Genomic DNA, 16,840 nt, shown 5'->3' with positions numbered 1-16,840 from the left:
GTTTGCTCAAGCTACAGGAGCGACGCTCGTTCCTCGCTAGGACGCCCGAGCCTGTTTGCGGGCGTTGCGCCGGTGACGGCGCGCAGCAAGCCGGTCTCTATCCCTCTCCGCCGGAAAGTGCCGCGAGATCGCCGGGGCGAGCTCCGGCTCTGACTGGAGTTCTTGGGCGGCGATCGGCGCTTGGTGCGGACGAGCCTCCAAGAGATCGAGCACGGCGCGGCCCTTGGCCGTGATGCGCCACCCGCCATTTGTCCGGTCGATCAGCCCTTGCGAAAAGATGTCGAGCCCCGGCATCCGCCCGCCGAGCCGTCTGGTGCGCTCCGTCCAGTCGCGACCGCTGGTCGCCAGGATGGCCATATCCCGCTTGAGATCCTCCATGTCAGCGAACCCATCCGGGTAGCTCACCAGGATCTTGAGGACCGTAACGTGGAAATTCACCCCCGCCCCCACATGGCCATCGTCACATCGTCGGAACTTCAGAGAGGGCATTGCGGGCAGCCTGTTTGAGGCAATCCGCAGAGATGTCGCCCCTGCTTGCAGTCTCCAGAAGCTTCGACGCCACGTGGGTACGGGCGCCGATCTCATAGCGGGAAACACCTTCACACACCTCGTCAAGAACGGTGCGCAACAACGCTTTGGTCGCGGTATTGATCATGGAAAGCCCCAGCGGAAAGGTTCACGCTAGGGCAATCGCTTCGCCCTGTGATTCAACATTGTTAATGATCTGAAGAATTTGCACGTTGCCTACGGCGTCCGTCCGGTCCCGGAGCGACGCCGATCACACCGAAGCGAGCGTCCCAAGCAAGCGGCGATGGCATCGCCTGCAGGCGGAACAAACGGGAGCCGGCGCGTCGAGCCTGAACACCCCTTCGGACAACGATGGCGGCGGATCAAGCGTCGCGGCGAAATCTGCCCCTGTCCCGCCCGACGGCACTGACACCAACACCTCGGGGAGCACGGCGCCAAAGACTAACTCTCCGCAGCGACGGTAATAGCGGCGCTTGCCCGAAACCATCGAGCGAACGCGGTCGCACCAGATCGCAGATTAGCGCAGAAAATCGGGCGATGGAGCGGGTGAAGGGAATCGAACCCTCGTATTCAGCTTGGAAGGCTGAGCACAGGTTGTAATTGTAGATCATTACACCTCACTCAACATCATCATAAGCCATTGATCCGGCGGGCAAAGTTCCCGAAAGTTGCAAAAACCTCTTTTGCATCAATGAGGGCCAGTTTTCACCGAAGGACACCCTGAAGTACACCCTGAAGCCGCGCACTATCAGGTTGTGAAAGGCGATAGGAACAATCAATCACATCACGCGACTTCACGCGGCATAATTCATTCATCGCAACACACCAATGAAGGGCGCATCATGAAAAACTTCAACGTCTCTTTCTTCAACACCGCCGGGGAGAACCTCGGCACCGTGGCGGTCCAAGCCGCCACCCCTTCCAAGGCCAAAATTCTGGCCGCTTCCATGTACACCTGTTCCTGGGTTTCCCAAACCGTGGGGGCTGCGTGAGCGGCCCAACAACGGAGCGCCACGCGGCGCTTTTGCAGTCGGCAAAGCAGTGGCGCGATTACGCTGCGACATGCACGCATGGTATCGGTGGAGACGCGGCGAAACGTGCCGCCGCATCACTGGAGCGTGAGGCAGAAGACGGAATTTCGCGTTGTGCCTGCTGCCAAAAGCCGTTCGGACAACACGCCGGAATCGTTAGATGACAGCCCCAGCAGCAAGCCGGGCGCAGACGGCTTGCACGGGGATTGAGTTTGGCTCTACTTCGACGGCTTAAGTGAGAGGTGCATAGCGACAGATATTGCTCGTCGGCTCCTCTTAGTCAGTTGCCCCCGCAGACATTCCAACTCGACAAGGATGCATGTCGCCGTTGAATAGAGGATGTCGCGTGGCTTGGAGTTCCCGTTTGAGTCTATGCGACTTGGGTTCAATTGACCGATGAGACTGGCAACCTTCGGACTACCAAAGGTGCAGCCGGCCCAGTTATGAGCAAACTCGTTTCTGATCTTTCTGATGCGCTCAAGGTCTTCGAACTGTTGATCCGACAGCAATCCAACAGCGTAGGCTCCCTTGATTCTGGCAGACAGGGTGCCAAGCGGCGCGTTGAACCCTTCCACAAGGTCTTCAGCGTGCTTGCCACCTATTAGATAGGTCAAAAGCAATTGCCCCAAGCATTCCTCAGCGAAAGCAGCAACTGAGAGGATCATCCCTCGGTCGTCTTCCTTGCTGGCAACCTTCATCAGCCGATTGATTCTCCCGAAGACCGGCTCGTCTTCTTCCTCCACTTAAATCTCCAATGCGGATGAAAACTGTGGATAGATATTCAGCTAGGCCGATTCAAAAAACCCTTGCGGCACAATGATTTCCACAAAGGACACCCTAAAGTGCACCCCAGAAATAGCTGCTTACCTAGTATCACGCGGCATAACGCCATGTAATCATTGAAATGATTTTGGAGCGGGTGAGCGGAATCGAACCGCCGTCCTCAGCTTGGAAGGCTGCTGCTCTACCATTGAGCTACACCCGCGACAGGGGCTCCCTAACACGGCCGGGCGGCGGTCTCAACTGCTCAGGAAACGGCTTGTCCGGCGCCTGCCGGCCTTGCGAACAGCCCTCGGTTCCTCCCGACCCGCCTCCTCTTAACAACGGCAGCATTGCCGCCTATATTGAGCTCTTCCGAAACCAACGAAAGGAGGTGATCCAGTGTGTCTTACCGAACGCTGTCACCTCGCTGGGATCGCCCGCTAAGCTTTGAATAAAGGCTTGGCATCGGGGCGCTCTCAGCCCTGGACCAGCGAGCAAGAAATCGGGCGCGACGGGGCTTCCCCGCCGCGCCTTTTTCGTTGGCGCCGCTCAGGCCGGTCTCGCCGAAGCCTTCAGAAACCGCAGACATTGAAGGCGCGCGGGCGCTTGCCGCCGCGGCTTTCGGCGATCCGCTCGCCGCCGTTCTCGACCGAGCTGCCGTAATAGCGATGGTGACCGCTCTGGTCGTGCAAATCGGCAGGCTCCGATTGCGCCGCCCACCGCGCGTCGCAAATGATCTTGATGGTGTGACCCGACATTGCCGCCTCCGATCGCCTTCCGTGTTCTTGTGGCCATCAGTCGTCCTGGCTTGGGGCAGCGTTCACCCGGCCGGCCCGCAATCGGGTTTCAGAACGGTTTCATCGAGGCCGGCACGACGCAATATTTTCCTCACCGCCATTGTCGGCCCCAGCCATCGTGATACGTCCTTTGAGCTGCGCGCAGCAAAATCAACGAGGAAACGATGCTTTACGCCATCCTGGCCTATCACGTGGAAGACGAGATCTTGTCGTGGACGCCCGAGAAGGACACCGCGGTCGTGACCAAGGTCCTGGAGGTTCAGGCGACCTTGAGGGCGAGCGGACATTTCGGGCCGGCCGCCCGTCTGGATGAGACCCGCAAGGCCCGCACCTTGCGTGGCCCCGGCGCGGGCGTGGTGCTGGACGGCCCGTTTGCCGAGACCAAGGAGCAGCTCCTGGGCTTCCACCTCATGGAGTTCGACACTGACGAGGAGGCGATCGCAGCGGCGCGGACGCTGCGCCAGGTCAATCCGACGGCGGTCTACGAAATCCGCCCGGTCAAGCTCTACGTGCCGGCCGATGGGTTCGGTGCGACACAAGGGTGAGCCGCCTTACGCGTCCGGCTTGGTCGGCGGCCCGACATAGAAGCGCTGGATCAGAAGACCTCCGAAGGCGATGAACCACAGGAAGGGCGCGACATGCGGCGCGAACACCGCAACGATCGTGCCCGGGATGAATACCAGCAGCGGAAACATCGAGGCCATGATCTCGTGGCGCCAGCCGCCAAGTATCCTCCACCACAGCCAGGCATTGAGACCGGCGATCGCAGTCAGGTGCAGGCCGTAGAGCACGGCGACCGCGCTGCTCATGGGGAAGTTGGTGTAGAGACCGTTGGTCACCGGCAGCAGTACGATCGAGAGCAGGAAGAACAGATTGAGGATCACCGCGCCGCGGCTGCCGACGGGCTGGCGCACCAATCGCCGGTGATGGCTGATCCAGAACACGCCGGCGATGATGAAGCTGAGCGCGAGGCCGGCGAGCTTGCCGGAATAGACCCGGGCGAGATCGTTCCAGTCGGGCGCGCTGGTGAAGACGGCGGCTTTCGGCAGGTCGTAGGCCAACAGCGTCATGGCGACGCCAAAGATGGTGTTGCTGAGTGATTCCAGCCGCCGCATCTCGAACTGTTCGGGCTTGGGCTCGGTCATGCCGGGTGCGCGCTTTTCGGGTTGGAACTTAAGGCGGTCTTGTCCCTAGGTCTTAACATCGGTTCCGTCCAGCCGCATTGCGATTCGCAACGAGATGGCCGACTCTCGGCCTTTCACCGGGGCGATTCGTGGCGACATATCTGGACACGCTCAATGCGGAGCAGCGCCGCGCCGTGGAGCATGGCGTGGCCGACGGTGCGACCGTGGGCGCCCCTCTGCTGGTCATTGCCGGCGCCGGGTCCGGCAAGACCAACACGCTGGCCCACCGCGTCGCGCATCTGATCGTCGCCGGCGCCGATCCGCGCCGCATCCTCTTGATGACGTTCTCGCGCCGCGCCGCGGCCGAGATGGCCGGCCGGGTCGAGCGCATCTCGCGAAAAGTGCTCGGCGAGAACAATGCCGCGATCATGCGCGATGCTCTCACCTGGTCCGGCACGTTTCACGGCATCGGCGCACGGTTGCTGCGCGAATATGCCGAGCGGATCGGCGTCGATCCTTCCTTCACCATCCACGACCGCGAGGATTCCGCCGACCTGATGAACCTGGTCCGGCACGAGCGCGGATTGTCGAAGACCGAGAGCCGCTTTCCGGCCAAGGGCACGTGCCTGTCGATCTACTCGCGCTGCGTCAATGCCGAGATGGAGATCGAGAAGGTGCTGGGCCAGCACTATCCCTGGTGCGCAGGCTGGGCGGCCGAGCTGAAGGGCCTGTTCGCGGCCTATGTCGAGGCCAAGCAGGCCCAGCACGTGCTCGATTACGACGACCTCCTGCTCTACTGGTCGCAGACGATGAGCGATGCGCTGATCGCGGACGAAATCGGTGGCCGCTTCGATCATGTGCTGGTCGACGAATACCAAGACACCAACCGCCTGCAATCCTCGATCCTGCTGGCGCTGAAGCCGGACGGACGCGGCCTCACCGTCGTCGGCGACGACGCCCAGTCGATCTACTCGTTCCGCGCCGCGACTGTCCGCAACATCCTGGACTTCCCGCAAAGCTTCTCGCCCCGCGCCGAGATGATCACGCTCGACCGCAATTACCGCTCGACGCAGACCGTGCTGGCGGCGGCCAACGGCGTCATCGGCCTCGCCCGCGAGCGCTTCACGAAAAACCTCTGGACCGACCGCGCCTCCACGCAAAAACCCCAGCTCGTCACCGTGCATGACGAGGCCGACCAAGCCCGTTACATCGTCGAGGAGGTGCTGGCCAACCGCGAGCAAGGCGCGCTCCTGAAGCATCAGGCGGTGCTGTTCCGGACGTCCTCGCATTCGGGTCCGCTGGAGATCGAGCTCACCCGCCGCAACATTCCCTTCGTCAAGTTCGGCGGGCTGAAATTCCTCGATGCAGCCCACGTCAAGGACGTGCTGGCGCTGCTGCGCTTCACAGAGAATCCGCGCGACCGCGTCGCCGGCTTTCGCATTCTGCATCTGTTGCCGGGCATCGGTCCTGCGACGGCGCAGCGCGTGCTCGACCAGATGGCGGAGAGCACCGATCCGCTTGCCGCGCTCGGCCAGCTTCCGGTGCCAGCTCGCACCGGCGCCGACTGGACCGACTTCGCCCGCACCATCGAAAATTTGCGTTACTCGGAATGGCCGACGGATCTCGAACGCGTGCGGCTCTGGTACGAACCGCATCTCGATCGCCTCCACGAGGATTCCGAGACGCGCCGCGCCGATTTGATGCAGCTCGAGCAGATCGCGAGCGGCTATGCCTCGCGCGAGAAATTCCTGACCGAGCTCACGCTCGATCCGCCGGATGCGACCAGCGACAAATCCGGGCCTCCTCTTCGTGACGAGGACTATCTGATCCTCTCCACCATCCATTCGGCCAAGGGCCAGGAGTGGAAGTCGGTGTTCGTGCTCAACGTCGTCGACGGCTGCATGCCGTCCGATCTCGGCGCCGGCACCAGCGCGGAGCTCGAGGAGGAGCGCCGCCTGCTCTATGTCGCGATGACCCGCGCCAAGGACGATCTGCACCTCGTGGTACCGCAGCGCTTCTTCACCCACGGCCAGGCCGCCAAGGGCGACCGCCACGTCTACGCCTCGCGCACCCGCTTCATCCCGGAGCAGCTGGTCTATCTGTTCGAACGCACCGCCTGGCCAAAGGCCGCAGCGGGCGCGGCCCGCACAGCGGCGCAGGGCCCGAAGGTCGACATCGGCGCGCGGATGCGCGGGATGTGGCGGTAGCGCCGGTGCGGCGCGGCCATCCGCTCTCGGCGATGAAGCGGCTGAGCTCGCGCAGCTTCCTGAATGCGGGGCATGTCGATGTGAGCCTCGCCGGCAAGACCCTGCCGTCCTACGACCTCTTCCTCGCCTCGCGCGGGCTGTCGCGCAATCTGGTCGCGACCGTCAATCACTACAGCGCTGGCTGCGCGAGACCCTGGTTGATACGTTCGCCCGGTCCGGCTGAAGGCGCGGGCGAGCCCGACACGATGAAAAAGCGGAAACGCTGCGTTTCGCGAAGCAGCATTGTTGCGCCGGTCACCGCCGCCTAGCTCCACGCCAAAGCTAATCCCTCCCACAGTGCAGGCGCCAGTTGCGCCCGCAGAGACCTCATCGATGACCGCACCGCTCGAATTCGGACTGGATACCTTCGGCGACGTCACCAGGGACGCTTCCGGCGCGATGCTTCCGCACGCGCAGGTGATCCGCAACGTCGTCGACGAGGCGGTGCTGGCCGACGAGCTCGGCCTCGACTTCATCGGCCTCGGCGAACATCACCGTGCCGACTTCGCGATCTCCTCACCGGAGACCGTGCTGGCAGCGATCGCGTCGCGTACCAAGCGGATCCATCTCGGCTCGGCCGTGACGGTGCTGAGCTCGGACGATCCGATCCGCGTCTTCCAGCGCTTTGCGACGCTGGACGCGCTCTCGAGCGGGCGCGCCGAGGTGATCCTCGGCCGCGGCTCGTTCACGGAGTCCTTTCCGCTGTTCGGCTTTGATTTGCGGGCTTACGAGGCTTTGTTCGAGGAGAAGCTCGACCTGTTCACGGCCCTGCTGTCGCAAGAGCCGGTGACCTGGGAAGGCAAGCTGCGTCCGCCGCTCAAGGGTCAGCTCGTCTATCCCCCGGTCGAGAACGGCACGCTAAAGACCTGGATCGGCGTCGGCGGCAGCCCGCAATCGGTGGTGCGCGCCGCGCATTACGACCTGCCCTTGATGCTCGCGATCATCGGCGGCGATCCCGCGCGCTTCGCACCCTTCGTCGATCTCTATCACCGCGCGTTCAGGGAGTTGGGCCGCCCGGCAAAGCCGATCGGCGTGCACTCGCCCGGCTATGTCGCCGAGACCGACGAACAGGCGCGCGAAGATCTCTGGCCCGACTACAAGGCGATGCGCGACCGCATCGGCAAGGAACGCGGCTGGCCGCCAATGGGCCGCGACGAGTTCGTGAACGAGGCCGAGCACGGTTCGCTCTATGTCGGCTCGCCGGAGACCGTCGCGCGCAAGATCGCGAAGACCGCAAAGGCGCTGGGCGTTGCGCGGTTTCAGCTGAAATATTCGGCGGGCCCGCTGCCGCATGAGAAGCTGATGACGAGCATCGAGCTTTACGGGCGGAAGGTGATGCCGATGGTGCGGGAGATGATGGGGTGACTTACGCGCTGCGACAGCCCGCCTGTGCCCTCTGGGCTACGGAGCAGCTGCCTTCGTTAGGTTCGCGTGACGCTGATTGGGCTGGCTTGCCGAGCCGTAGCTCGCGAAGCGAGCGAAGGCTGGTGGGGGAAGAAGGACTCGAACCTTCGAAGTCATAAGACGGCTGATTTACAGTCAGCTCCCTTTGCCACTCGGGACACTCCCCCGCTCGACGGCAGCACAATCGGCCCGGACCTTTCCGGCGACCGAAGACGGCCGTGGAACATGAAGCCGCAAGAGCCCGGATAGGGACGCGACCGGCCGCGTTTATGGGCGAAGCGGTGGGGCAAAGTCAACCGAGCCGACCAGCTAAAATGGCCATCGAAGGCACCCAAATTGCCATATTCCGGGACCCATGACACAAGCAGACCTATGAACGATCGAAAATTCGGCCCGAAAGGTCGCCGCGGCGGCGGTAAGCCCTTCAAAAAACCCGGAAAATCGGCCGGCCGGCCGGCCTGGCGCGAGCGTGATTCGGACACCGACGGGCCTGTCATCCTCTATGGCTGGCACACCGTCACCATGGCGCTCGCCAACCCCGAGCGGCAGATCCGCAAGCTGACGCTGACCGAGAACGCCGCAAAGCGGCTCGCGGACGAAAATATCGAGACCCGCGTCACGCCCGAGATCGTCCGGCCCCAGGAGATCGACCGGCTGCTGTCGCCCGACGCGGTGCACCAGGGCCTGCTCGCCGAGGCCGATCCCCTGCCCTCGCCCGACATCGAGGATTTGGAGCAGGACGGCATCGTGCTGGTGCTCGACCAGATCACCGATCCGCACAATGTCGGCGCCATCCTGCGCTCGGCTGCGGCCTTCGCCGTGAAGGCGATCGTCACCACCGCGCGCCACAGTCCGGAAGCGACCGGTGTGCTGGCCAAGGCCGCCTCCGGCGCGCTGGAGTTGGTACCGATCGTGACGGTACAAAACCTCGCCCGCGCACTGACCACGCTGAACGAGCTCGGTTTCCAGACCGTCGGGCTGGACAGTGAAGGCAGCGCGGATCTCTCCGAGGTCACGCTGCGCGAGCCGCTCGCGCTGGTGCTGGGCGCGGAAGGCAAGGGCCTGCGGCAATTGACCCGCGACACCTGCAGCGTCGTGGCGCGGCTGGACATGCCCGGCGAGATCAAGAGCCTCAACGTGTCGAACGCCGCCGTGCTCTCGCTCTATATCGGCGCAAGCCGGCTGGGGCTGATGAAGCCTTAAAAAACAAAACGCCCGTCCGCATCGCGCGGACGGGCGCTTCGTTGGCTCAGCCGATCAGGCGATCAGTAATACCGGCGCAGCACGCGATGGCCGCCGTAATACGGCGCATGGCGAGGAGCATAGCCGTAACGCGGGCCGTAGCCGTAGTGCGTGCGCGGCAGATAGCCGGCGCGCGGGCCGTAGCCGTAGCGATACGGACGATAGTACGGCCGATGATAGGGATAGGCGCCGGCTGCGACTGCGGCGGCACGATAGCCATAGCCGTTTCCATAGCCATAGCCACGGCCGTAGCCATAGTTGGCTGGAGCAACGACCGCGTCCTCACGATAGGTCGGATACGGCGCGAAGGCGCCCGGACCGGTATAGGTCGGGCCCTGGTTGACGTAATAATACTGCGTGGTCGGCTCGGCGAGACGCTCATAGGCACCATAGCCATAGCCGCCGCAGCCAGTGTTGCAGCCGGAATAGACCGGCGCAACCGGCTGGCACGGATTGAAGCCGCAGGCCGCCGCCGGCGCGGCCCCGATGAACATCACGGCAGCCGCCGCGACGAGTCCCGAAATCATCTGACGCATTACTCTCTCCTGTTGATTTTCGTTTGTTGGATTTTGTCGTTTCTTAACCCGGCCGCCTGCCGGGCATCTCCGCACGTGGCCGCGGCCGAGGACGCCGCGGCTGCTCGTTGATCTCAGGCGCGAGGATCACCGGCGGGGGATCGACGGGCACGTCCATCTGCGCCGGCAGCGGCGCCGATTGCGCGCCCCAGCTCTGGTGATAGCTCTCCGCCGGCTTCGGCAATTTGCGGTTCGCGGACGGCTCGACCTCGAGCCGGCCATAGCCGGGCCGCAGGCCCAGCGTCGGGTAGTAATGGCCGACGTCGGCAGGCTGCCGTTCGGCGACATAGCGCCCGCCATAGATCGTGGGCTGCACCTGGACGTTCTTCCCCAGGCCCCAGGTACCCTCGATCACGGTATAGGACGCGTCGATGTTGTTGATGATGATGGGCACGCCCGGGCGGCCGGGAACGACGATATCGAAGCCGCCGCCGGCAAAAGCGGTTACGGGCAGTCCGATCAGAAGCGCTGCGAGCGCCAGGGCGCGCATGGAAAGGATCCCGGTTATCCAGTCCACAACCTATCGGATCGTCGGGCCGAGTGGGTTAAGGGATGCCGGCAAAATTCCGGTAAGCCTAACGCGTAGGGATCGGAAAGCACTTCAATGCAAGCGAGCGCGCTGTCAAAGCATTAACGTGCCCACGGCGCGGCTTACGCCTCGACGGACGGGTTGCATGCCACAAAATGCACATCCCCTGCGGGTTCACGCCGATGTGACCGCACTTGCGCCAAATTGCGGAACGAGCTGCCGACGGTCGCACTTAGCAACGGTCTAACAACATGGAGAGAATGCCATGATGAGCCTGAAACTGATCGGCGCGGCCGCGATCGCTGCGACCGCGTTGGCAAGCCCCGCACTTGGTCAAGCGGCCTTCTCCAATCCCGCCGCTTGCCAATCCATGTTCCCCAGCGCGAATTGCCAGAATATGGGACGGGGCAGTCCCTACGCCACCAGCCGTCAAGAACGACAATATCGGCGAACGGCCTACCGCGACCAGAACCGCTACAATGACGTGAACAGAGCGAACAACGGCTTCGGGCCGGTGGCTACTGCGGGCGCGGTTGCAGGCGCCGCCGTCGGGACCGCGGCAGCCGTTGCCTCGGCGCCGTTCCGCAGCTGGGACAACTCGTACGCCTATGACAATTCCGGCGGCTACGGCAGCTACAACCGCAGCGAACAAGGTTGGTATGGCAATTGGGATACCTACGCGGCTCGCAACGGCATCGTTTGTCGGCCCGGCACCCGGGTCAAGGGCGACGACGGCCGCCAGCACATCTGCCAATAAGGTGGCATAAGTCGAGCAAATCAGAACAGGCGGCCTTCGGGCCGCCTGTTTCATGCCCGCGACGATCTTTGCGGGTTCTGGCACTTTCCAACCAAGTCTGATATTGCGGCGCGCACGGGGACAAACTCGGCGCATTGCCGAGCCCTGCCCGCTTTCCAGGCGTCGCCGGCTTAGCTCAGCGGTAGAGCAGCGGTTTTGTAAACCGAAGGTCGGGGGTTCAATCCCCTCAGCCGGCACCAGCGATTTAGCCGACATTGCAGCCTTACCGATCGGGGCTCCCTTTGTCCCTAATCAACGCTGCCAGCCGTCCACGGGTCTCGATTGTGTAAGGCTCCCCGGCCTTCCTCGGCATAACAATGACGCTGTCGACCAACTCGCGGAAAGCAGCGCCAATCTGATGGTCCACCTTGTCCCCGCTCCCCGAGATTTGCTCCAAATTGGCTTTAAATCGCTCAAGTGCAGTGGGGTGCCCGCCGCGGCCAAGCAGGCGTTTGGGCCGATAGCAATTTCCTTGAAGCCGCAGCGAGAGTGGATTTCAGGTAGATAATGAAATCGATCTATTAGACATGGTCCTTATTGGGGCTATGCGCACGAAAAAGGCCCGGCGTGCGCTGCCCGGCGGAATCACAGAATGTGATTTGTAAAAGTGGATCAATTTGTCGCGCGGTAGAAATTCTGCAGACGTTCGTCCCGGTTCACGATTGTCGCCGGAAATTAAGTTCCTGCTCATCCCTCGTTCATGTGCAACTTCCTACCGTGCCATACGTTCCAGCGCTCCACAGGAGGACACCATGAAACTCAAGTTCGCACTCATCGGACTAATCGCGCTCAGCGGCGCCGCGTTCACCGCTAGTGCGGCATCGGCTATGCCGCTCGCCCCTCTCGGACAAACATCAAACGTTGAGAGCGTCGCATTGGTTTGTGGTCCGAACGGCTGTGTCCGCACGGCACCGGTCTATCGACGGTATGGCTATGGCGTCGGTCGCTATGGCTATGGCGTGCGTCGAGGTTACGGATACCACCGTGCGTATGGCTATCACCGGGGCTATCGCCGGTACTGATTGTTAACGGCGAGGCCGCCCCTTTGAGGCGGCCTCTCTCTTACAGATTGAAATACAACATAGAGACTAAGACCGTCGAAAAGACGCCCAGTCCAACGATGGCAAGTTTCAAAACCAGGTCGGCTGCCAAGCGCACCTCCCTCAGTTGTAAATCAGCCAGAATCATACGCCTTACTTCGGCGGTTGCAATCCGCGCGAGTTAAGCCATCCGTCAATGTTGGCGTCGGCATCGAATTCGCGGGCCTTCTTCAAAAACACTTCACGCTCCGCGTCGTCTGCCGGGAATTGATCTGCCTTTTCTCTCGCTAGCCGCGCTTCCTTGATAAGCGCTCGCCTAGCGTCCTGTCCTGTTTGAACCGGTGGCGCTTCATGAAAATCCTCCTTCATGATTCGCCGTACCGGAAATCTTTTCAGGTCCTCCAAGGTTCCAAGGGGCAACAATATTGCACGAGGGCGTTCGCTTGGCGGAACACCCTCGTTCGCAATTTGTACGCTAGGACCAGATCGGTCTATGGGCAACGCCCGAGGACGAACCGGCCCGCGGGCGCTCCTCCTCCGACCAAACACCAAAAGTCACAATCCCCGGTGTTTCCTGTCGGCTAAACTGACCAATCCCCTCAGCTGGCACCAGCTTTTGACGCGCGGCTCTCAGCTCGACGACTTTCGCGCGCTCCCGCCTTGAAGATGCTCGGCGCCGTCGATCTCGACCCACACATGTTTCGACTGCTCGAAAACCGATTTGATCGGAGCCGGGAAGTTCGGGTCCGCAATCGTGCCGACGGCGACTCCGATCAGCGCGGGCAGATTGTCCGCCTTCCAATAGACGGTTGAGCCGCAATCGGTGCAGAAATGGAAGCGCACCTTGCCGCCGCTTGCGGCTGGCCGGACGTATTCCTTCGGCGCGCCCGAGATCGTGACGACCTCAACCGGATAAAAGGCACCGACGCCGAACGGCGCGCCGGTTCGGCGCTGGCAATCGACACAATGACACGCGACTACCAGGTTGGATGGACCCGGAAGCGAAAGCCTGACGGTCCCACAACTGCATCTGGCATCGATCATCGAGCACACTCCGATTCCTCACGTTTCGAACGCCCGGTGTTTTATTCCAGCAGAGTCTGCATGGGCGATGGTGCTGGTCCTGTCCTGCCGCAAGTCGCGCCGATGACGGCCCTCACTTCTTCTCCACCTCGAACGCCAGCAGTACGTTGCCGGCAATGCCGCTCCACTGGCCATAGCCGGAATTGGTGTAGAGCACGCCGCCGGCGATGACCGGCCCCGGGCCGTCGATTGCGCCGCCATGAGCGGGGACGCCGTTGACGGCTTTGAAATCCTGCGCGGTGTCGAACTCCCACAAGAGCTTGCCGTCGGCGGTGGCGTAGGCACGCAGGAAGCCGCTGACGCCGCCGGAGAACAGGACGCCCGGGATCAGGCTCACCGCCGCCGACAGCGCGGGGCTGCATTGGGGGCGGTCACCGCAGGCGACCGGCGGCACTTCCATTGCAATCTTTCCACTGACGAGGTCGAGCCCGAACAGACCGCCGCCCTGGGTGGAATCGAGCCGCCGCGTGCCGTCGCGCGTAAAGCGCACATCGGAGTTCGCGACATAGATGCGGTCCTGGTCGGCGGCCGAGCCCCACTCGCTGCCGCCGAGCGGGCCGCCCTTCCCGATCCGCGTCTGCCACAGGATCTTGCCGCCGTCATCGGGATCGAGCGCGTGCACGACGCCGGATTTCTGCGCAATGACGAGCACGCGCCTGTCGTCGCGCAGGGTCACGAGAATTGGCGACTGGCCGAAATCGTGATCGGGTCCGTGATCCTCGGGACAATTGGTCTTGTCCGCGCCGTAGCACGCCACGACATAGGCGTCCTTCGGCGTCGCCTGCTGCTTCCAGAGCAGCTTTCCTGTCGCAAGATCGAAGGCGAGGATCGCGTCGCTGGTTGCGGACGGCGGATTTGAGTAGGAATTGCTGGTCGCGACATAGATCGCGCTGCGCTTCGGATCGATCGTCGGAGCCGACCAGACGGCGGCGCCGGACGGGCCGAATAGCTGCGTGCCCCTCGCATTCTTGCCGGTCGGATGCGGCACTTCGGGAATCGTATAGGCCTGCCAGACTGTCTTGCCGGTCGCGGCGTCCAGCGCCGCCACGCTGCCGCGGAAGGTACAGCATTCGTAAGAGGCCTGCGAGCCGACGGCTTCCTCGAGCGAGGACACCGGCACGTAGAGCACGCCGGAATGCAGCGTCGGCGCGCCGGTGATGCGCGCAGCCGCATGCTCCTCGACCTTGGTTTTCCAGATCACCGTGCCGGTCAGCGCGTTCACGGCATAGGCGTTGGCGCGCAAATCGCCGAAGAAGATCGCGAACTGATCGGAGCCCGGAAGCTGTGCAAAGCTGATCGCGGCGCGCACGGCGGCATCGGCCGCGAATGTCCACAGCGTGCAGCCGCTTCGCGCGTCAAGCGCGTGCACCTTGCGGTCGGTGCCGCCGATGAACAGCAGGCCGCCCACGATGGTTGGCGGCGCAAAGGACACCGCGGCGCCGGGAAAGGCATAAGTCCATTTCAGCCGCAGGTGCGGCACCTGCTCCGCGGTCAGACCGGCCATGTCGGCCGGCTGGAAGCGACTGTTGTTGACGTCAACGCCCCATCCGTTCCAGCGCGGACCGTCCAGCGTTTGCGGGAAGCCGCCGGCCTGCTGCGTGCAGCGTCCCTCCGCGTCGACCGCACTGGCACTGGTCGCGGACTTGCCGGTGACGAAGGCGGCAATTGCGCGGCGCTCTACGTCGCTGCGGCCCTTCGCCATCGCTGACATACTGCCGGAGGTCAAAGTCTCCAGCACATGATCGAACGACATCGCCTGCATGGCGCTGCGGCCCGGCACGCGGTTTTGGACATCGCCGTCGTGACACTGTGCGCACTGTGTTGCGTAGAGCGCAGCGCCGTCCTGCTGCGCCAGTCCCGGCGCGGAGCACCAGATCAACAGAGCGGCGACGACAAGACTCGTCCTCATGGCGTGCTCCGGCATCGTCACCGCAGTGCGAGATCACTTCACACAACCACAAGTGTATCGCAATGACCATCACTGAGGCAATGGACGTTCCGCTCGCGCCTGTCACACATCCGTGGCAATGCGGACCCCATCCGACAATTCATCCAGCCGCCACAGCCCAAGGCTCTTGTCGCGCCAGCCGCCACCGCCCTCCTCGCAACGCTCGCTGATCAGTTCGCGCGGCGCCGGCCAATCGAACGGCGCCTTCGCCATGTTCAGCGCCCGCCAGTCGCCGTCCTCGCAATCGCGATTGCCGTCCCATTCGGGAAACGTCGTGACCAGCAGGAAGCGCGCGCCACTCGTCCGGAAGCGGTCGACGGCACGAACGATGTTGTCGAAGCTCAAATGCACCAGGCAGTCCCGGCACAAGACGACATCCGCGCGCGGCAGTGCATCGCGCGTGATGTCGGCAACGAGAAATCGGCCGGACAGTTCGCCGCGAGCCACGCGCTGGCGATTCGCCGCGATCAGCGACGGCACGATGTCGATGCCGGTGTAATCGAGATCGAGCTTCACGCGGCCGATCCAGCCGGCATCGCCGCAAGGCGCATCGAGCAGCGAGCGCGCGCCGAGCCGTTGCAGCAGTGGAGGCAGTTCATCCCGGATCGCAGCCGTCGCCAAGTCTTCCGAGCCGAGGCCGGAGACCGAGCTGGCCGCGCCCCACAGGTTGGTCTGCGCGATGCGCTCGAACCGCGCGGCCAGATCGCGGTCGGCAAAATTCTCGCGATCGGCGACAAAGCGCTCGTGGGCGAGCACGGGTGGACGTTTGGCGATCATTGGACGGGATGTGAATTCCGGCGCAACTGCAGTATACAGGCAAGGCGAGCGGTCCGAAATGGTCCGTAAGCGAACCTGCTTACGTCATCCGTCGCGTCTGGGCCCATGCGCTCCACCACAGCCAAAGAGAAGGCCAGGATCGCCGCCGGCGCGGCGACGGCCGTCATCATGACGGCCGTGCTGTTCGTCATCGCGTTCGGTTTTCTGCTGGCGCGATAGCGCGCGCGGCGACCAAAGCCGCCGCGCAGGCTTACGCGGCACGCACGGTCCGCAAGAACTTCCCGACTTCGTCCTTCGGCCGGTTGCTGTCGGTCGCCAGCATCTTGGCGGTGGAAGGCACCTGCGAGGAGGCCGAGCCGGTCTCGACCGCGCCGCGCTGCACGTCGGTGATGTTGGTGGAGACCTGCTGGGTGCCGTGCGCGGCCTGCTGCACGTTGCGCGAAATCTCCTGGGTCGTGGCGCCCTGCTCCTCGACGGCCGCGGCGATGGTCGACGAGAGCCGCTCGATCGTCGCGGAGATGTCGCGGATCGCGCTGACGAATTCCTGGGTCGCGGTCTGGATGCCGGAAATCTGCTGGCTGATCTCGCCGGTCGCTTTCGCGGTCTGCTCGGCCAGCGTCTTCACCTCGGCGGCGACGACCGCGAAGCCGCGGCCGGCCTCGCCGGCACGTGCCGCCTCGATCGTGGCGTTCAGCGCCAGCAGGTTGGTCTGGCCGGCGATGGTGTTGATCAGCTCGACGACGTCGCCGATGCGCGTCGCCGCAACCGAGAGTTCGCTGACGCGCTCCGTCGTGGTGCGGGCCTGGGTGACGGCCTTCAGCACCGGATCGCAGCCGGCGAACACGGCCTTCAACTGGTCGCCGATGCTCCTGATCTGGCCCGCGCGCGCCGGATCGTCCTGCTCCGCCGCCTCCAGGAATTGAGGGATTTCATCGCGGTTCTGGATCGCGGTCTTGAG

The 16,840-nt window shown here is 63.4% G+C and carries 18 protein-coding genes, 3 tRNA genes and 2 pseudogenes; 9 read left to right on the top strand and 14 right to left on the bottom strand.

The features are described 5' to 3' along the window. Positions 1-36: 36 nt before the first annotated feature. A complete protein-coding gene (locus IVB27_RS10375; protein WP_247443384.1) occupies positions 37-438 on the bottom strand; it encodes a hypothetical protein in 402 nt (133 codons plus the stop codon). 22 nt (positions 439-460) lie between these two features. Further along, the gene (locus IVB27_RS10370) at positions 461-655 is read right to left on the bottom strand and encodes a hypothetical protein (RefSeq protein ID WP_247443382.1); all 195 of its coding nucleotides are present in this window, start codon (positions 653-655) and stop codon (positions 461-463) included. Positions 656-1,370: 715 nt separating this feature from the next. Here IVB27_RS10370 and IVB27_RS10365 point away from each other — a divergent pair. Beyond that, complete coding sequence (locus IVB27_RS10365; RefSeq protein ID WP_247443381.1) at positions 1,371-1,520, top strand: hypothetical protein; 150 nt, start codon at positions 1,371-1,373, stop codon at positions 1,518-1,520. 257 nt (positions 1,521-1,777) lie between these two features. On the opposite strand, the gene IVB27_RS10360 is transcribed toward IVB27_RS10365, so the two are convergent. From IVB27_RS10360 to IVB27_RS10350, 3 genes are all read right to left on the bottom strand, one after another. Then, the gene (locus tag IVB27_RS10360; RefSeq protein ID WP_247443379.1) at positions 1,778-2,302 is read right to left on the bottom strand and encodes an MltR family transcriptional regulator; all 525 of its coding nucleotides are present in this window, start codon (positions 2,300-2,302) and stop codon (positions 1,778-1,780) included. A 168-nt stretch (positions 2,303-2,470) separates the two neighbouring features. Continuing rightward, positions 2,471-2,544 (bottom strand) — tRNA-Gly (locus IVB27_RS10355). Positions 2,545-2,893: 349 nt separating this feature from the next. Then, complete coding sequence (locus tag IVB27_RS10350) at positions 2,894-3,079, bottom strand: hypothetical protein (RefSeq protein WP_247443377.1); 186 nt, start codon at positions 3,077-3,079, stop codon at positions 2,894-2,896. 203 nt (positions 3,080-3,282) lie between these two features. Between IVB27_RS10350 and IVB27_RS10345 the strand changes: the two genes are divergently transcribed. Continuing rightward, the gene (locus IVB27_RS10345; RefSeq protein WP_247353231.1) at positions 3,283-3,663 is read left to right on the top strand and encodes a YciI family protein; all 381 of its coding nucleotides are present in this window, start codon (positions 3,283-3,285) and stop codon (positions 3,661-3,663) included. A gap of 6 nt (positions 3,664-3,669) precedes the next feature. On the opposite strand, the gene IVB27_RS10340 is transcribed toward IVB27_RS10345, so the two are convergent. Next, entirely contained in the window at positions 3,670-4,263 is a 594-nt protein-coding gene (locus IVB27_RS10340) for a TMEM175 family protein (RefSeq protein WP_247443375.1), read from the bottom strand. A gap of 128 nt (positions 4,264-4,391) precedes the next feature. Between IVB27_RS10340 and IVB27_RS10335 the strand changes: the two genes are divergently transcribed. The 3 genes and pseudogenes from IVB27_RS10335 (at position 4,392) to IVB27_RS10325 (ending at position 7,853) form a co-directional block, all read left to right on the top strand. Continuing rightward, positions 4,392-6,449, top strand: coding sequence for an ATP-dependent helicase (locus tag IVB27_RS10335; RefSeq protein WP_247443373.1), 2,058 nt, complete (start codon positions 4,392-4,394; stop codon positions 6,447-6,449). A 5-nt stretch (positions 6,450-6,454) separates the two neighbouring features. Further along, positions 6,455-6,628: pseudogene (locus IVB27_RS43260) on the top strand (LysR family transcriptional regulator); the annotation flags it as partial. 193 nt (positions 6,629-6,821) lie between these two features. Beyond that, positions 6,822-7,853 (top strand): LLM class flavin-dependent oxidoreductase, encoded by a 1,032-nt coding sequence (locus IVB27_RS10325; protein ID WP_247443371.1) that lies wholly within the window; start codon positions 6,822-6,824, stop codon positions 7,851-7,853. Positions 7,854-7,973: 120 nt separating this feature from the next. On the opposite strand, the gene IVB27_RS10320 is transcribed toward IVB27_RS10325, so the two are convergent. After that, positions 7,974-8,059, bottom strand: a tRNA-Tyr gene (locus IVB27_RS10320). 205 nt (positions 8,060-8,264) lie between these two features. Here IVB27_RS10320 and rlmB point away from each other — a divergent pair. Next, on the top strand, positions 8,265-9,095 hold the full coding sequence (gene rlmB, locus IVB27_RS10315; protein ID WP_247443366.1) for a 23S rRNA (guanosine(2251)-2'-O)-methyltransferase RlmB: 831 nt from the start codon (positions 8,265-8,267) through the stop codon (positions 9,093-9,095). Between the two features lie 62 nt (positions 9,096-9,157). Here rlmB and IVB27_RS10310 read toward each other — a convergent pair whose 3' ends face one another. Together IVB27_RS10310 and IVB27_RS10305 are read right to left on the bottom strand one after the other, a co-directional pair. Further along, on the bottom strand, positions 9,158-9,670 hold the full coding sequence (locus tag IVB27_RS10310; protein WP_247443364.1) for a hypothetical protein: 513 nt from the start codon (positions 9,668-9,670) through the stop codon (positions 9,158-9,160). Positions 9,671-9,713: 43 nt separating this feature from the next. After that, entirely contained in the window at positions 9,714-10,199 is a 486-nt protein-coding gene (locus IVB27_RS10305; RefSeq protein ID WP_247353223.1) for a hypothetical protein, read from the bottom strand. A 304-nt stretch (positions 10,200-10,503) separates the two neighbouring features. Here IVB27_RS10305 and IVB27_RS10300 point away from each other — a divergent pair, with 304 nt between their 5' ends. The 3 genes from IVB27_RS10300 to IVB27_RS10290 all read left to right on the top strand — a co-directional run bounded on the left by IVB27_RS10300 (position 10,504) and on the right by IVB27_RS10290 (position 12,056). Next, positions 10,504-10,995 (top strand): hypothetical protein, encoded by a 492-nt coding sequence (locus IVB27_RS10300; RefSeq protein ID WP_247443362.1) that lies wholly within the window; start codon positions 10,504-10,506, stop codon positions 10,993-10,995. A gap of 164 nt (positions 10,996-11,159) precedes the next feature. Further along, positions 11,160-11,234, top strand: a tRNA-Thr gene (locus tag IVB27_RS10295). 552 nt (positions 11,235-11,786) lie between these two features. Then, a complete protein-coding gene (locus IVB27_RS10290; RefSeq protein WP_247353219.1) occupies positions 11,787-12,056 on the top strand; it encodes a hypothetical protein in 270 nt (89 codons plus the stop codon). Positions 12,057-12,227: 171 nt separating this feature from the next. On the opposite strand, the gene IVB27_RS10285 is transcribed toward IVB27_RS10290, so the two are convergent. From IVB27_RS10285 to IVB27_RS43255, 5 genes and pseudogenes are all read right to left on the bottom strand, one after another. Continuing rightward, complete coding sequence (locus IVB27_RS10285) at positions 12,228-12,443, bottom strand: hypothetical protein (protein WP_247443361.1); 216 nt, start codon at positions 12,441-12,443, stop codon at positions 12,228-12,230. A 261-nt stretch (positions 12,444-12,704) separates the two neighbouring features. After that, positions 12,705-13,118: a GFA family protein gene (locus tag IVB27_RS10280; protein ID WP_247443359.1), complete on the bottom strand. Its 414-nt coding sequence runs from the start codon at positions 13,116-13,118 to the stop codon at positions 12,705-12,707. A gap of 112 nt (positions 13,119-13,230) precedes the next feature. Then, complete coding sequence (locus IVB27_RS10275) at positions 13,231-15,066, bottom strand: BamB-related PQQ repeat family beta-propellar protein (protein WP_247443357.1); 1,836 nt, start codon at positions 15,064-15,066, stop codon at positions 13,231-13,233. Between the two features lie 102 nt (positions 15,067-15,168). Next, on the bottom strand, positions 15,169-15,882 hold the full coding sequence (locus IVB27_RS10270; RefSeq protein ID WP_247443356.1) for a class I SAM-dependent methyltransferase: 714 nt from the start codon (positions 15,880-15,882) through the stop codon (positions 15,169-15,171). A gap of 250 nt (positions 15,883-16,132) precedes the next feature. Next, positions 16,133-16,696: pseudogene (locus IVB27_RS43255) on the bottom strand (methyl-accepting chemotaxis protein); the annotation flags it as partial. Positions 16,697-16,840: the final 144 nt, after the last annotated feature.

The organism is Bradyrhizobium sp. 197 (genome assembly GCF_023073375.1).
GTDB lineage: Bacteria > Pseudomonadota > Alphaproteobacteria > Rhizobiales > Xanthobacteraceae > Bradyrhizobium.
Note: the sequence above shows the minus strand (reverse complement) of the source record. Positions and strands in the feature narration are given on the sequence as shown.

Bases quoted from the DNA above. Each gene is read 5' to 3' on its own strand.
- IVB27_RS10310 (WP_247443364.1), bottom strand. From the start codon at position 9,670: ATGCGTCAGATGATTTCGGGACTCGTCGCGGCGGCTGCCGTGATGTTC.
- IVB27_RS10275 (WP_247443357.1), bottom strand. From the start codon at position 15,066: ATGAGGACGAGTCTTGTCGTCGCCGCTCTGTTGATCTGGTGCTCCGCG.
- IVB27_RS10340 (WP_247443375.1), bottom strand. From the start codon at position 4,263: ATGACCGAGCCCAAGCCCGAACAGTTCGAGATGCGGCGGCTGGAATCA.
- IVB27_RS10270 (WP_247443356.1), bottom strand. From the start codon at position 15,882: ATGATCGCCAAACGTCCACCCGTGCTCGCCCACGAGCGCTTTGTCGCC.
- IVB27_RS10285 (WP_247443361.1), bottom strand. From the start codon at position 12,443: ATGAAGGAGGATTTTCATGAAGCGCCACCGGTTCAAACAGGACAGGAC.
- IVB27_RS10345 (WP_247353231.1), top strand. From the start codon at position 3,283: ATGCTTTACGCCATCCTGGCCTATCACGTGGAAGACGAGATCTTGTCG.
- IVB27_RS10300 (WP_247443362.1), top strand. From the start codon at position 10,504: ATGATGAGCCTGAAACTGATCGGCGCGGCCGCGATCGCTGCGACCGCG.
- IVB27_RS10365 (WP_247443381.1), top strand. From the start codon at position 1,371: ATGAAAAACTTCAACGTCTCTTTCTTCAACACCGCCGGGGAGAACCTC.
- IVB27_RS10350 (WP_247443377.1), bottom strand. From the start codon at position 3,079: ATGTCGGGTCACACCATCAAGATCATTTGCGACGCGCGGTGGGCGGCG.
- IVB27_RS10290 (WP_247353219.1), top strand. From the start codon at position 11,787: ATGAAACTCAAGTTCGCACTCATCGGACTAATCGCGCTCAGCGGCGCC.
- IVB27_RS10325 (WP_247443371.1), top strand. From the start codon at position 6,822: ATGACCGCACCGCTCGAATTCGGACTGGATACCTTCGGCGACGTCACC.
- rlmB (WP_247443366.1), top strand. From the start codon at position 8,265: ATGAACGATCGAAAATTCGGCCCGAAAGGTCGCCGCGGCGGCGGTAAG.
- IVB27_RS10280 (WP_247443359.1), bottom strand. From the start codon at position 13,118: ATGATCGATGCCAGATGCAGTTGTGGGACCGTCAGGCTTTCGCTTCCG.
- IVB27_RS10370 (WP_247443382.1), bottom strand. From the start codon at position 655: ATGATCAATACCGCGACCAAAGCGTTGTTGCGCACCGTTCTTGACGAG.
- IVB27_RS10305 (WP_247353223.1), bottom strand. From the start codon at position 10,199: ATGCGCGCCCTGGCGCTCGCAGCGCTTCTGATCGGACTGCCCGTAACC.